Origin of the sequence: Gordonia polyisoprenivorans (assembly GCF_017654315.1) — a bacterium.
Classification (GTDB): domain Bacteria; phylum Actinomycetota; class Actinomycetes; order Mycobacteriales; family Mycobacteriaceae; genus Gordonia; species Gordonia polyisoprenivorans_A.
Genome location: NZ_CP072203.1, coordinates 1,651,324 through 1,665,364, shown reverse-complemented (window position 1 = coordinate 1,665,364; position 14,041 = coordinate 1,651,324). Strand labels below are relative to the sequence as shown.

11 protein-coding genes are annotated in these 14,041 nt (G+C 68.5%); 5 read left to right on the top strand and 6 right to left on the bottom strand.

All coding sequences use genetic code 11. From position 1 onward, the window contains the following. Window positions 1–45: 45 nt before the first annotated feature. From J6U32_RS07560 to J6U32_RS07550, 3 genes are read left to right on the top strand one after another with little or no spacing between them, the layout of a single operon-like run. The gene (locus J6U32_RS07560) at window positions 46–996 is read left to right on the top strand and encodes a metal ABC transporter solute-binding protein, Zn/Mn family (protein ID WP_208794392.1); all 951 of its coding nucleotides are present in this window, start codon (window positions 46–48) and stop codon (window positions 994–996) included. Next, window positions 996–1,823 carry a metal ABC transporter ATP-binding protein gene (locus tag J6U32_RS07555; protein ID WP_208794389.1) on the top strand — a complete coding sequence of 276 codons (828 nt, stop codon included), beginning with the start codon at window positions 996–998 and terminating at the stop codon, window positions 1,821–1,823. Before J6U32_RS07560 ends, J6U32_RS07555 begins: the two co-directional genes overlap by 1 nt. After that, window positions 1,820–2,707 (top strand): metal ABC transporter permease, encoded by an 888-nt coding sequence (locus J6U32_RS07550; protein ID WP_208794387.1) that lies wholly within the window; start codon window positions 1,820–1,822, stop codon window positions 2,705–2,707. Before J6U32_RS07555 ends, J6U32_RS07550 begins: the two co-directional genes overlap by 4 nt. A 39-nt stretch (window positions 2,708–2,746) precedes the next feature. On the opposite strand, the gene J6U32_RS07545 is transcribed toward J6U32_RS07550, so the two are convergent. Further along, window positions 2,747–3,286 (bottom strand): DUF2599 domain-containing protein, encoded by a 540-nt coding sequence (locus J6U32_RS07545; protein ID WP_208794386.1) that lies wholly within the window; start codon window positions 3,284–3,286, stop codon window positions 2,747–2,749. Window positions 3,287–3,364: 78 nt separating this feature from the next. Between J6U32_RS07545 and J6U32_RS07540 the strand changes: the two genes are divergently transcribed. Then, window positions 3,365–4,450, top strand: a complete 1,086-nt coding sequence (locus J6U32_RS07540; protein ID WP_208795995.1) for a beta-mannosidase — start codon at window positions 3,365–3,367, stop codon at window positions 4,448–4,450. Between the two features lie 33 nt (window positions 4,451–4,483). Here the strand turns inward: J6U32_RS07540 and J6U32_RS07535 are convergent, their stop codons facing one another. From J6U32_RS07535 to J6U32_RS07520, 4 genes are read right to left on the bottom strand one after another with little or no spacing between them, the layout of a single operon-like run. After that, window positions 4,484–6,151, bottom strand: coding sequence for a glycosyltransferase family 39 protein (locus J6U32_RS07535; protein ID WP_208794384.1), 1,668 nt, complete (start codon window positions 6,149–6,151; stop codon window positions 4,484–4,486). Beyond that, window positions 6,148–7,713 carry a glycosyltransferase gene (locus J6U32_RS07530; RefSeq protein ID WP_208795994.1) on the bottom strand — a complete coding sequence of 522 codons (1,566 nt, stop codon included), beginning with the start codon at window positions 7,711–7,713 and terminating at the stop codon, window positions 6,148–6,150. The genes J6U32_RS07535 and J6U32_RS07530 overlap by 4 nt, the downstream gene beginning before the upstream one ends. Window positions 7,714–7,736: 23 nt before the next feature. Next, window positions 7,737–9,275, bottom strand: coding sequence for a hypothetical protein (locus J6U32_RS07525; RefSeq protein ID WP_208794382.1), 1,539 nt, complete (start codon window positions 9,273–9,275; stop codon window positions 7,737–7,739). 10 nt (window positions 9,276–9,285) lie between these two features. Next, entirely contained in the window at window positions 9,286–11,250 is a 1,965-nt protein-coding gene (locus J6U32_RS07520; protein WP_208794380.1) for a hypothetical protein, read from the bottom strand. A gap of 291 nt (window positions 11,251–11,541) precedes the next feature. Here J6U32_RS07520 and J6U32_RS07515 point away from each other — a divergent pair, with 291 nt between their 5' ends. Then, window positions 11,542–12,348 carry an alpha/beta fold hydrolase gene (locus tag J6U32_RS07515; protein WP_208795993.1) on the top strand — a complete coding sequence of 269 codons (807 nt, stop codon included), beginning with the start codon at window positions 11,542–11,544 and terminating at the stop codon, window positions 12,346–12,348. Between the two features lie 68 nt (window positions 12,349–12,416). Here the strand turns inward: J6U32_RS07515 and J6U32_RS07510 are convergent, their stop codons facing one another. After that, window positions 12,417–14,036, bottom strand: a complete 1,620-nt coding sequence (locus J6U32_RS07510; protein WP_208794378.1) for a carboxylesterase/lipase family protein — start codon at window positions 14,034–14,036, stop codon at window positions 12,417–12,419. Between the last annotated feature and the right edge of the window lie 5 nt (window positions 14,037–14,041).

The window sequence follows — 14,041 nt, the reverse complement described above, 5'->3', positions numbered from 1 at the left end:
ACTGCATTCGGTAACGATTGTCGTTTTCGCGAAGGGTGCTACTCCATGAAGCGTGCATTGGTCGCCACCGCCGGTCTACTGACCGCCGCGGCGCTGGTCCTGTCGGGTTGTTCGGACGACGGCGGCGACTCGTCGAGTGGCGGTAAGCCGACCGTGGTCACCTCGACCAATGTGTGGGGTTCGGTGGCCTCCGCGGTCGCCGGGAACGACGCCGAGGTCACCGCGCTGTTCACCAACAGCGCCGACGACCCGCACGAATTCGAGCCGTCGGCGTCGGACACCGCGAAGGTCGCCGACGCCTCGGTGATCCTCATGAACGGTGGCCACTACGACGAGTACATGGAGCAGGCCGCCAAGAACAGTTCCGGCACGGTGATCAACGCCTTCGACATCATGGAGGGCGGCCACGAGGAGTCCACCGAGGAGACCGGCACCGAGGAGGGTGAGGGTCACTCGCACGAGGTCAACGAGCACGTCTTCTACAACCTGGCGGTCGTCGGACAGGTCGCCACCGAACTCGGTGAGGCGTTGGCCGCCAAGGACTCCGCCCACGCCGAGACCTACCGCGCCAATGCGCTGCGCTTCAACACCGAACTCGCCGCCGTCCGCAATCAGGTGAGCCAGATCAAGGCCGCCCACAACGGGACCAAGGTCGCCCAGACCGAGCCGCTGGCCGGCTACCTGCTCACCGAAGCCGGACTCGTCGACGTCTCCCCCGCAGGCTTCACCGCAGCCGTCGAGGAGGGCCAGTCGCCGTCGGCCGCCGACCGCGCCGCCCTGCAGGACCTGCTCACCTCCCGCACCGTGAAGGCCTTCATCTACAACACCCAGGCCGTCGACTCGGTGACCGAGGCGTTGCTCACCGTCGCCCAAGGTGCGAAAGTACCGGTCGTGAAGTTCACCGAGACGCTGCCCGACGGTGTCAGCGATTACGTTGTCTGGCAGCGCGGTCAGGTCGAGGCCCTCGCGAATGCGTTGAACTCGTCCGGAGTCTGATGACCACTCCGATCCCGGCCACCCCGAGCCCCGCCACACCGAGCCCGGTCGCGTCGTTTCGCCACGCGCGGCTCGCCTTCGGTGAGCGGGTGCTCTGGGATGAGCTGAACCTGACGATCGAGGCCGGCGAGTTCGTCGCCGTCCTCGGTCCGAACGGTTCGGGCAAGACGTCGTTCCTGCGCGCCCTGCTCGGCCAGTACCCGTTGAGCGCCGGTGACCTCGAGGTCACCGACGCCGTCGGTTACATCCCGCAGCAGCACGCCGACGACGCCGACACCATGGCCCTGCGTGCTCGCGACCTGGTCGGATTCGGCGTGGACGGGGCTCGGTGGGGTATCGGTCTGCGCGGGCGGGGCGAACGTCGGCGCATCGTCGACGCCGCGCTCGCCGAGGTCGGGGCAACCGCCTACGCCGATGCCCCGGTCGGGGTGCTCTCCGGTGGTGAACAGCAACGACTGCGGGTGGCGCAGGCCTTGACCACCGATCCGCGGTTGCTGCTCTGCGACGAGCCGCTGGCCAGCCTCGACCCGGCCAGCCAGGAACGTGTGGTCGAGCTCATCGATCGCCGCCGGCGCACCGCGGGCACCGCGGTGGTGTTGGTGACGCACGAGATCAACCCGGTGATGCCGTATGTGGACCGGGTGCTCTACCTCGTCGGCGGCCAGTTCCTCGCGGGGCCGCCGGAGAAGGTGATGACCACGGCGACGCTCTCGGCGCTCTACGGCAGTCACGTCGAGGTGGTGCGCGTCAACGGCCGCCTCCTCGTCGTCGGCGGCGAAGAGGGCATCGCACACTGCCACGCCGACGAGGAGCATCCGGCCCTGTGAGTACCGTTCCGGCCACCAGTACCGTCTTGGCCGCCGATGTCGAGCTCCGCGACTTCTGGGACTTCGCCGAGACCGCGCGGCTGCTGCACTACGACTTCGTCTGGCAGGCGCTCATCGCGCTGGCCCTGCTCGGCGCGCTCTCCGGCGTCCTCGCCCCGCTGATCGTGTCGCGGCAGATGTCGTTCGCGGTGCACGGCGCCAGCGAACTGTCGGTCACCGGCGCCGCCGCCGCGTTGCTGGCCGGTGTCAGCATCAATCTCGGCGGGGTGATCGGCGCGGTCCTCGCCGCCGCCGTCTTCGGATTCATGGGAAATCGTGCCCGCGAACGCGATTCGGTGATCGGCGTCGTGATGGCCTTCGGGTTGGGCTTGGGCGTGCTGTTCCTGGCGCTCTACGGCCGCATCGGTGCCGGTTTCGCGTTGCTGACCGGGCAGGTCGTCAGCGTCGGCGTGCACGGGATGACCGCCATCGCGATCACCACCGCCGTCGTGCTGGTCGTGCTCGCCGTCATCTACCGTCCGCTGTTGTTCGCCTCGCTGGACCCCCGGGTCGCGCAGGCACGCGGCGTGCCGATGCGGGCGCTGTCGGTGGTGTTCGCGATCCTCGTCGGCCTCGCCGCCGCGCAGGGCGTGCAGATCATCGGCGCGCTCCTGGTGATGTCGTTGATGATCACCCCCGGAGCCGCCGCCGCGCGTCTGAGCGCCAACCCGACGGTCGTGCTGGCGCTGTCGGTGCTGTTCGCCGAGATCGCGGCGGTCGGCGGACTGCTGCTCTCGTTGGCGCCGCAACTACCGGTCTCGGTGTTCGTCACCACGATCTCGTTCGTGATCTACCTCGTGTGCCGGGCGATCGGGTCGCGACGCCGCCACGCCACCCGCGCCTGACCCGGCCCCGGCACCGGCACCAACGCCGGCGCCGGGGCGTCACTCCTCCGGACCGCCGGGATTGCACATCGTATTGATCATCTCCTGCTGCGACACCACCGAGCGGTCGGGTTCGATGTTCCAGCTCGGCTTGTCGGGCGCGACGATCCGCGCGTAGGTCCAGTGGCAGTCGAACTGGGCGCGCATACCCGGGGTGTCGGCGTTGGGCGCCAGCGCGAGCACCTCGGCCCACGCGACGTCGGCGCCGTTGTCCGAGGTCGTCTTGCGACCCGAGGGCGTCGGATAGATCTGCAGGCTCGGCCCGACCTGCGTCTGCACCCACTGCACGTGATCGATATAGGGCGGGACGTGCACCGGATCGAGCGTCGGGGACGCCGTCGGCTCGATCCACGACGACTCCGTGGGCGCAGCGGACGAGGACGCAGCCGACGAGGCGGATGGCGACGGGGACGCGCTCGGCTCCGAACCCGTCGCAGAGGACGACTCGTCGCCGCAGCCGGCCACGCCGACGAGCAGGACGGCGCAGGCAACGGCGCCGACGACGGAAGCGAGTATTCGGTGCCACGGTTCACGTCTCACCTCCGCGACAATAGTCACCGGAGTAGGCTGCGCGGTGTGCCGAACGGTCGCACTCGCGTACGAACCACGGTCATCAGCATGGTGCTGGCCGTGGTCCTGTTCGGGCTCAACGCCTGCAGCTACCTCAACCCGGGTTCCGAATCCGGTGCCGAGACCACACATTTCGCCGGACGTGTCGACACCACTCCCACCGGTCTACACCTCGACGGAACACCCTGGTGGCCTTCGGGTTTCAACGCCTATCAACTCGGCACCAACTGGGCGGTGAACGCCGGGTGCGGGGCCGAGGTGGATCTCGATCGCTACTTCGGCGCACTGCCGCCGCGCGCACTCACCCGCTTCAACCTGTACTCGATGTTCGCGGTCAACAAGCACACCGGCGGACTCGATTTCGGGCCTCTCGATGCCGTGTTCGCCGCAGCCAGGCGGCACCACCAGATGGTGCTGCCGGTGCTGACCGGTTCGTCGGGCGATTGCGAGGACGGGGTGTTCAAGGACCGTTCGTGGTACGCCGACGGCTGGCGCACCACCCGCGCCGTCGGTGGGATGACCTACGCCGAGTGGATGTCGATCGCGGTCAAGCGTTGGGCCGGCGAAACATCGCTCGCCGGTTGGGAACTCGTCGGCGAACCGGAGACCAGTAGCTGCGGCACGGGCGGTTGTGACCTAGCGCATCGCACCTGTCAACCCGGGGCGGCACAGGTCCTGCGCGACTTCTTCGACTCCGCCGGGGCCGCGTTGCGCGACATCGATCGGCGCCACCCCATGTTCGCCGGCTTCACCGGCGGCGACCAATGCGGCACCACCGGCACCGACATGGACATCGTCGCGCAGTCGCCGCATCTCGACGTGCTCGACTACCACGACTATCGCAACGACGAGGGCATCCCACCGACGGGCAGCGACCTGCGCGCGCGAATCGCGTTGGCGCAACGCCTCGGCAAGCCGATCGTCGTCAATGAACTCGGCATCAAGGCCGGTTCGTGCTTGTCGACCTCGACCCGCGCCGCCGAATTGCGGACCCGTCTCGCCGACATCCGACGAGAAGGCGTCGCCGGGGTGTTGTTGTGGGCGTTCGTCCCCGATCCGCGTCCCGACGAGTGCACCTACGACATCGGCTACGACGACCCCGCGTGGCAGGTGGTCGACGACACGATCGTCTGAGTCCCCGGCCGCGTCGCGCCGGCGGGGCTGACCTCAGCCCGACCGACTCCCCGTCACCCGATACACCCGCCAATCGGGCAGATCGGCACCCTGGTTGCGCACGTCGAGGACCCGCACGGCGATCTGCGCGCCGCTCTCGTACAGCGTCGGATAGCGTTGATTGAGGGCGTCGGACAGGCCGCGCCCGGACGCAGGTACCGCCAGCATGTACTGCACGCCTGCGGCTTTGGGATCGTTGAGGACCTCGACGAAGTCAGAGTCGGACGGGATGACGAACTGTTTGGGCCGTCGCGACTGCACGACGACCGCGAATCCGTAGACGGTGTCGGTGAGCACGCTGCCATCGGGTAGGTCGAGTGAGTCGAGATAGCGCGCCAGGGTACGTTCGGTGGAGAAGCTGCGCACGATCCGTCGTTCGTCGAGATAGCGCTGCGAGACCGAGTCGGGGCGCGGCCACACCACCGAGGACAGCGCGAACTCCTGCGGCGCGTATTTCGGCGAGGTCATCCCGAATGCCGTGGTAGGCAACGACACCAGCATCACGATGACCGCGATGGTGCCGGAAAAGACGTACCGGGTGATCGGACCGCCGGTCCAGTGGGCCACCACAGTGGTGCGCGGCCCCTGCCTGCGATACGGCGACTGACGCCGGGCGGGCACCGCCAGCAGCGAGACCAGTGCGGCCAGCAGGATGACCGTCATGTAGAACCGCAGGAAACCGAAGGTCGAACCCTTTGCGTAGGTGTAGATCTGAAACGCCAGCACCGCGCCGATCATCGCCAGCGGCACCAGCACCGCGTACACACGGCGGTGCCGGGCTCGCACGACCAGGACGAGCACCGCCAGCAGCGGCAACAGGGGCGCGAGGATCGCCAACTCGGTCATCGAGAATCGCAGGGCCTCGCCCGCACCGCTGGATCCACTGCCACCGGATTGCTCGATGATGGCCGCATTGCCGTATTCGGAGGAGAACTGCGCGAACGCATTTCCGGTAATGAGCCATCCGGTGATGGCCCATGCGATGAACGCCACCCCGGACGGCGCGGCCACCAGCACCGCGTCGAGGAAGGTACGGCTGACCCGTTTCGTGCGATCGGCCCGGAAGAAACTGACCCAGGCGACCCCGATCGCGCTCGCCAACGCCGCCGCACCACCGTCGTAGCGGGTGAGGTAGCTCAACGCCAATGCTATTCCGGCGACCGACAATTCGTGGACGTCGTCGGTGTCGACCCACCGCATGAGCCGCCGTGCCGCCCACGCGAGGCAGAACAGGTACGGCGCCTCACTCATGCCGTTGGCGGCGTAGAGCACGATCATCGGGTTCAGCGCGTAACACGCGGTCGCCAGCGTCGCCACCACCGGATCGAGGCCGCGGTCGCGGGCGACGCCGGACACCTGGACAACCGATCCGGCCATGAACGCCGAGGACATGATCACCGCCGAGACCGCGTCGGTGGTCATCTGCGGAATCCACGGGGTCAGCGCGGTGAGCGGGAGTTGCACGATCGCCGTCAGCGGCGTGAAGACGAATCCGATGGCCGCCAGATGCGGACTGCGACTGAACAACACCGACTGCGCGGACTGCACCCGCGAGAGCGCGTCACCGAAGTACAGGTGCACATCGACCGCCAGGTACAACCCCACCCCGCAGTAGAGCGCGAACATTGCCACGAACAGCACCAGCACCCGATTGCGGGTCATGCGCCACCGCCGGTTTCGGGACCAGCCACACCGGTACCACTCGCCGGCCCGGTCTCCTCACCGCCGGAAGCCAACCCGTGCACCGTCTTCTCCCAGTACGACGGATTGAACAGGATCTGCCACATCCCCTTGATCGCGGCGATACTCATCAGCACCCAATACGCCGGCACCAACAGCGCGGAGACCACCAGCTCGCTGCGGTCGTCCTCCCGAATGGCCATCAGGTTCATGTAGAGCGCCGAGCCGTTGCCGAAGATCAGCGAGATCAACGACAGATAGTAGATCGGACCCCAGAACAGGTGCGCGACAACGGGTGGCTGGCCGGCGATCCACATGATCAGGATCAACCAGAAGATCATGTTCATGCACGCGATGAGGGGGGTGCCCGCGATCAGGAAGGTGAACCGGGCCCACGCCACCGGACCGAGGATGTGCCACAACGTGATCGGGTGGCGCATGTGCACCAGCCACGTCTGCATGTAGCCCTTGTACCAGCGTGATCGCTGCCGAACCCAGTTGATCGCATCGACATTGGCCTCTTCGAGGGTCACCGAATCCAGGACGGCGGTGCGGTATCCGCTGTCGGCGATGCGCACGCCGAGGTCGGCGTCCTCGGTGACGTTGAACGGATCCCACGCGCCGATGTCGTCGAGCACGTCCCGCAGGAAGTGATTGGACGTGCCGCCCAACGGGATCGGGGCGCGGCTGACCATCATGCCGGGCAGCAGGAACCCGAACCAGATGCCGTAGTCGGCGGTGAACCAGCGGGTCAGCAGGTTGTCGGTGGCGTTGTGGAAGCTGAGCTTGCCCTGCACGCACACCACCGAGTCGTCGCCGATGGTGCGGAAAACCCATACCGCCCTGCGTAATTGGAGCGGGTCGGGTTTGTCCTCGGCATCGAAGATGGTGACGATGTCGCCGGTGGCGAAGTGCAGACCGTAGTTGCACGCCTTGGGTTTGGTGCGCGGCTGCGCCGGCGGGGTGAGCACCACCGTCACCACGCCGCCCTCGTCCTCCATGGCGCGCGCAGCCCGGATGGTGGGTTCGTCGTCCTCCTCGAGCAGCAGGAGTACCTGCAATTTGTCGCGCGGATACTCGATCGATTCAACCGCCTTGATCAGGTCGCCGACGACCTCGGGTTCACCGTAGGCGGGCACGAGCACGGTGTAGGGCGGCAGGTCGTCGTCGGACAGGGCGCGGGCCTGCTCGTCGGAGACGGCGATGGCCCCGTTGACCAGGCCGCGCCGGAAGATGACGAGGCGGTCGATCAGCGTGACCACGTAGGCGACGGTGGCGATGCCGATCAGGGTGGCCAGCGTCGGGATCGGGAAGAAGCCGACCAACACGACGATGACGAGCAGCAGGGCCAGGCCGCCGTACTGCTGCGGCCGGGAGAACGCGGTGGAGGCCGAGGCGTCGGCGTCGGCGTCGCGGAGTCGTTCGACCGCGTCGTAGAGGGCCTGCTGCCGATAGTCCTCGTCGACGAGCAACTCGGCGACCGGACGCGTCGGCCGGGTGCAGCGGCTCCGCGGGTCGACGTCGGAGCGATGCCGGGCCCGCACGGGCGCTCCGGTGTCCTCGGCACTCACGTCCCGGCCTCTCGTCGGGCCGCCTCGACCTGGGCGTCGACGATGCCGGCGGCCAAGCCCACCAACAGATCCCGGTCCTTGTAGGTGGGGGTGGTGTCGCGGATGGCCGCGTTCCCGCGGAACAGGACGGTGAACATGGTGTTGACGTTGCCGGTGACGGTGTAGGTCGGCGCCGGGAAGTAGGCGTCGGTCTCGTGGTTGTCGACCGACCACAGCACGACCTGCTGGGTGAGACGACCGTTGTTCCACCACCACGACACGACCGTGTAGCTGAGGTAGCGGGCGTCGTCGATCACCGTCCACATCCAGGCACGCACACCGTGCGGCATGGGCACCTCCACCGAGGGACCGAACCGGTCGCCGACCATGTCGTAGCGAAAGATGTAGGGATAGGTCTGCAGCGACAGCGGCCGCCCGGTGTCCACGGAGTCGACGGCCACCCGCCGCGACCGGGACTGCTTGTCGAACCGGGGACTGCCCTGCCGCTGCACCACCATCTGCCGGTACATCACCGATCCCGAGCTGTAGAAGCGCTCGGCCCAGTCGTACCGGGTGACCGACTCCTGCCGCCAGTCGGTGGGCAGGGCCAGCGGCACACCCACGGGCATGCCCGGAATGGTCGCGCTCGGCCAACTCGCCGCCGTCACGGGAACCGGGATGAAGGCGATGACGACGGTCGCCAGCAGCAACAGCAGCCCGGGCCTACGGACCCGGGCCAGCGTCGGCGGATGGACGTTGCGTCCCAGCGGCGACCAGCCCAGCCGATGCCGGTTGCGGTAGTCGAAGTACATGACGAGCGAGGACATCAGCGCCGCGGCCACCGCCGGCACCACCACCAGCAGAACACGCTGCAGGCCTTCGACATAGACGTGCATCACGATCAGGATCACCAGGCCGGTGACCAACGACAGCGCGGCGCCGATGAAGGCCCGTCGACGGTTGCGTCCGACGGCGATGAGCGTCGCGATCGCGGCGACGACGACCATCACCGCGCCCGCGGCGACCGGGCCGCCACCGGCGGTGAGGATCACCACCCGCATCGGCACCGGCCAGATCAGCAGCGCCAGCGCCCAGGTCCATCGGAAACGCATCACCGGGCGCAGACCGAACATCACAATCGCCCCGCCGAGGACGAACAGCCACAACGCCAGCAGGTCCATGTGGGCGGTGATGTAGGCCTGCGAATACCGCGGATTCACCATGAACTGCACCGACACCGACACCAGCAACACGATCGACCCGACGATCGTGTCGGTCTGCCGGTCGTAGATCGGCGGTTCCGGGGTGGGACGCCAGGACTTGCCGATCCCCGCGATCAACACCAGCGCCAGCAGCACGGGAACGTAGATGATGAGCGTCAGCGCGTGCATCTCCGCCAGCACCGCGAGGAGGGTGACCCGGAAGGCGATGACGGTGAGCGCGGCCAGGACCAGCCAGCGCACCGCGAGCACCACCGACGGGTGATCGGCCATGCGCAGGGCCACCGCACCCGGGCGGGCGGACGCGGGTGTGGTGGTCGGCTCGGTCACCGTCATGGTGGGACCATCACCGCTCGTCCGGGGCGCTGTCCGCGTCGCCGCCGGACCGGCGGCGACGCAACACCAGGATCACCGCACCGGCCACGACGACCGCGGCGACGAGCACGCCGACGATGATGCCGATCGTCGCCTCCGTACCGGGCCCCGACGATGCCGACGGACGCGGGGTCGACGCCGCGGCGTCGACGTAGACCGGGTCCTGATCACGCACCTTGATCAGCGCGTCACCGGCGATCGAGGTCCACCGGTTGTCGTCGTCGAGCCAGCGCAGCAGGTCGTCGAGGTCGGAGCCGTCACCGGTGGACGTCGCCACCAGAACCGTCCGACCACCGACCTGCGTCGCCTGCAACGATCCGTACCGCAGCGCCGGGTTCAGCGTGATCTGCGCCGACGAACCGGTCGCGGCAAGCACCGTCACCGTGCCGCCCGATGAGCTGACCGGCAAGGTCAAATCGGGCAGGCCCCGGCCGTCGGCCGAGATCAGCACGGCCGGCTGCTGCGACGACGCGGCGTCGGCCATCGACACCACGTCGAGGCCCAGCGGGATGACCGACAGCCTCTGCAGACCGGCGGCGATCTCCACACCGCGACCGACATCGCCGACATCACCCCTGGTCCAGGCCAGCTTGGCCCACGGCATCAACGATTCGGGGACCGACCCGAGTCCGGCCGGCTGTGGCGGATCGGCGACGTCGCTGGTGATCTCCCCGGCCGAACTCAACGACAGACTCGAGCGGGAACCGTTGCCGCAGCCCTCGTTCACCCCGCCGCGCTCGAGCGTCACGGTGAGTTGGGTGAAGCGGGTGACCGCGTCGTCGGGCAGGTCGACCCAGCTGTTGAAGGTGCCCGAGGAGTCCGTCGGCAGCGTCGAGATGACCCGCCGGCCGATGCGCACCGAGATCACGGCATCGTTGCCGCCCGCCGGCGCATACGAGCCGATGAGCTGGACCCGGATGCTCTCGGACGGACGGCCCAGACGGGTCTGATCGATCCCGACCGAGATCGACGGCCAGGTGTTGGAGACGATCTGCTGATCGCCGATGCCGAGGTCGGCGAGGGTCTGCACGTCCGGCGCGAGCTGCGGGGCGTCGAAGAGGGGGCCGCCGACCGCCGACGAACTCGCGGCGATCGAGGCGAGATTGCTGGTCAGCAGGCGCGCCTGGGCGACGAGCTGATCGGCGGGACCCCCGACGACCAGGTACGCCGAACCCTGCGGGCCGCCGCGCAACGACAGCCCCGCCGGCGCCGAGGAATCGATCACGATCTGGCGTTCGAGTGGTCCGGGAGCCGTGGGCGGCGCGAGATCCGCGCGTGGACGCGCGACGGTGGTCACCGGGACCGACGCGGTTCCGTAGTGCGCGACGACGGCCGCGGCGAGGTCCACGGCCGCCGCACCCTCGGCCTGCTTGACGTCGTCGGGAATGACGAGGGTCAGTTGCCGAAGAATCGGGGGCAGGAATTGTGCGACGGTCTGCGGAATGGCTTCTCGCCCGGTGAACGAGACCACCGCATCGGAGATGGTGAATGCATTGTCGGGGTCGAATTGGCATATTCCCTGAACGGTCAGATAGGCGCGCAGGGTGATGTCGGCGGCGCCTGCGCTGACCGTGACACCGCCCAACGGCAGGACGATCTGCGCGTTCGGCGCGGTCGGAATCGGGGTCCGCGAGATCAGCCGCGAACCCTGCACGACGTCGACCGTGCCGCCGGTGACGAACGACGGCAACGACACCGCACCGCGGAGTTCGTCGGGATTCAGATTGTCGGGCACCGGAATCGACAGCGACACCTCCCCTTGCTGGCCGGGAAAGGTGATGGTCGGCGACGACCCGATCTGTTCGAGGGACATCGGCGGAGGCGGGTCGCCGGGTGCCGCGCGGACCAGTGCTGCGGGGCCGCCGGCGAGGCCGAGGACGAGCAGGCACACGGTCACCGCGCGGACAATGGGGGTGACGCGCACACGAAAGATCATGGTTTCCTTCGACCGCCGGTATTGGACGATGGCGCGATCATCCGAGAATTCTCGCGGTTATCGAGACTGGTGAAGTCACCGTATCGGTAAAGACCGCCGCATGTGCACCTTCGGTCGGGTCGACATACGTGGCGGGGCGCGGCGCGCGGCGGTCCCGACTCGTGCGCGAGAGGACCGATGCCGTTTCGACTCTCAAACGTTCTCACCGCGCTACGGGGACTCTGGGAGCATGGGCGCCATGCCCTCCGAGTCCCGCATCCGACACAGCGCGCCATGTCCCCGACGGCCGCGATGACCCATCCCGGGATCCGGGTCGGCGACCGCGTCGATGCCGGCTGCTACATCGACGTCGACGGCACCTTGATCTGGCATTCTGTCGGCGGTGATCCGGCCGGGGCGCCGACGGTCCTGTTACACGGTGCGTTCGCCTCGGCGGCGACGTGGGGTGCGCAGATCGCGGGTTTCACCGACGCCGGCCTGCATCTGTTCGTCCCCGAGCGCAGCGGCCACGGCCACAGCCCGGATATCGCCGGGCCGTGGTCGATGGACGCGATGCTCGCCCAGGTCATCGGCTATCTCGAGACGGCGGTCGGGGTGCCGGCCAACCTGGTCGGCTGGAGTGACGGCGCGATGCTCGCGCTCCTCGTCGCGCGGGTGCGCCCCGATCTGGTGTCCCGGGTGGTCCTCACCTGCAACTACATCAACTCCGCGGGACGCGATGCACCGGAGTTCTTCGCCCGGATGACCAACCGGGACCCGGATCTCGTCGACTTCCTGCGCGGCACCTACAACGAGGAAAGTCCGGACGGCCCAGAGCATTTCGACGCGGTGTACGCGAAAACCGAGGACTTCCTGATCAACGGACCGGATTACGCGGTCACCGAGTTCGCGGAGGTCGACGCACCGGTACTCGTCGTCGCCGCCGACCGCGGCGTGGTGCACCTCGAGCAGAGCCTGGAACTGTCCCGCACGTTGCCCCGCGGGCGGCTGGCGATCCTGCCGGGCACGCACATCCTGCCGATCGAGTCGCCGGAACTGTTCAATCCGCTGGTGCTGTCGTTCCTGATGTCGGACCCGCCGCGTCAGTGGACTCCGTGAAACAGCGGACTCCGTACATCACCGGACGCCGTGACCGCTGGGTGAGCCGGTCCGCTCAGCCGGTCCGCTCAGCCGTCGAGCGCGGCGACGTCGGACGGTGCCTGCGGTGAACCGCCGGACGCGACGAGGAGTTGGCGCCCCCGATCCCACGCCTGCCGGCGCGACGCGTCCGGGTCGGACTCGACGTGGCTGGTGCGGTCGAGGACCATCACCGGCCGATGCGCCGCGTCGTAGACCGGCCAATCCGGCCCGGGACGCCGCCCGCGGGCGAAATCGCCCCACCGGGACTGCATCTCGTCGACCATCGCGCCGGCGGCACGCCAGTCGGCCGTCGCCAGCCCGGCGAACACCGGCATCCGGTAACCGCCGAACACCGCGAACAGCTCGGTCGCGTGCGTGGCACCGAGCCCGGCGCGCGCGAGGGCACGTGTGTGGAAGTCGAAGCGGTACACATACGTCGGTGCCACCTCGCGATGCGCGTCGGCGAAGGCGGTGACCGGAGCCCAGAAGATGCTGTCGGCGCTCAGCCGCAACTGATCGTCGGCGCCGCCAGCGTACTGGTTCATGATCTCGTCGCGCGCGGTTTCGTCCTCGATGGCCAGCAGTGTCCGCTGGGTGTCGGGGAGCAGATTCCAGAACTTGTCGAAGAGTTTGCCCTCGTCGCGGTTGGTGCCGATGATCAGCGGGACCGGCGCGGTGTTGCCGTCGCGGGCCGCGGCATACGGCGACTGCGGTAGGGACGGCACGCCGTAGACCGGCCCGAACGGGGTCGGTTCGACGCTGTCGGCGTGGCGGGCGAAGCCCATCAGCCGCCCGCCGGCGCGGTGGAGTTCCTCCGGTGAGGCGGCGTCGAGAATCCGGGCCGCCTCGTGCGGGTCGATCGGCTCACGCACGCTGGTGGTGTCGGTGCTGCGCCGCTTCGGGTCGAGCAGCAGTCGCAGGTACTCGTCGGCGAACAGCGCGGCGCTCTCGCGGGAGATCGCCAGGTCGGTGGCCGGGCTCTCGGCGATCGCACGGTGGAACAGTCCGCGGGCGCCGGGCGCGGCGAGCAGGCACAGCACCGAGGTCCCGCCTGCGGACTCGCCGAAGATGGTGACGTTGTCGGGATCGCCGCCGAAGGCCGCGATGTTGCGCTGCACCCACTGCAGGGCGGCGATGTGGTCCTTGAGACCGGGGTTTTCGTCGAAGTGCCGCTCCGGCGTCGAATAGCCGCTGAAATCGAGCATCCCGAACGGCCCGAACCGGTACTGGATGGTGACCACGACGACGTCCTGCGCACGTGCGAGGTGCGTGCCGTCGTAGAGCGGGGTCGCGGCGGTGCCCAGGATGTAGGCGCCGCCGTGGATGAACACCATCACCGGTCGTGGAGTGCTCGCCACGGTGTCGGGGGCGACGACGTTGAGGGTCAGGCAGTCCTCGCTCACCGGCTGAAATCGTCCGAGGCCGGTCGCGGTGAGCAGTTTGTCCTGGATCGCGGCGTCACCGAAGTTCTCGCAGCGCCGCACGCCGGGCCAGGGAGCTACCGGCTGCGGCGCGTCGAACCGCCCACCGCCGACCGGCGGCGCCGCATACGGAATGCCCCGCCAGGCGACGGTGCCACGCCGTGAACGCCGGCCGCGGACCCCGGACACGATCCCCTCCGCGGTCGAAACCCTGGTGTCGGCCACTGCGGTGTTCGGAACTCCCATGGAGT

Excerpts from the sequence above, each read along its gene's own strand:
- J6U32_RS07515 (WP_208795993.1), top strand. The coding sequence starts at position 11,542 with ATGACCCATCCCGGGATCCGGGTCGGCGACCGCGTCGATGCCGGCTGC.
- J6U32_RS07535 (WP_208794384.1), bottom strand. The coding sequence starts at position 6,151 with ATGACCCGCAATCGGGTGCTGGTGCTGTTCGTGGCAATGTTCGCGCTC.
- J6U32_RS07510 (WP_208794378.1), bottom strand. The coding sequence starts at position 14,036 with ATGGGAGTTCCGAACACCGCAGTGGCCGACACCAGGGTTTCGACCGCG.
- J6U32_RS07520 (WP_208794380.1), bottom strand. The coding sequence starts at position 11,250 with ATGATCTTTCGTGTGCGCGTCACCCCCATTGTCCGCGCGGTGACCGTG.
- J6U32_RS07540 (WP_208795995.1), top strand. The coding sequence starts at position 3,365 with ATGGTGCTGGCCGTGGTCCTGTTCGGGCTCAACGCCTGCAGCTACCTC.
- J6U32_RS07555 (WP_208794389.1), top strand. The coding sequence starts at position 996 with ATGACCACTCCGATCCCGGCCACCCCGAGCCCCGCCACACCGAGCCCG.
- J6U32_RS07525 (WP_208794382.1), bottom strand. The coding sequence starts at position 9,275 with ATGACGGTGACCGAGCCGACCACCACACCCGCGTCCGCCCGCCCGGGT.
- J6U32_RS07560 (WP_208794392.1), top strand. The coding sequence starts at position 46 with ATGAAGCGTGCATTGGTCGCCACCGCCGGTCTACTGACCGCCGCGGCG.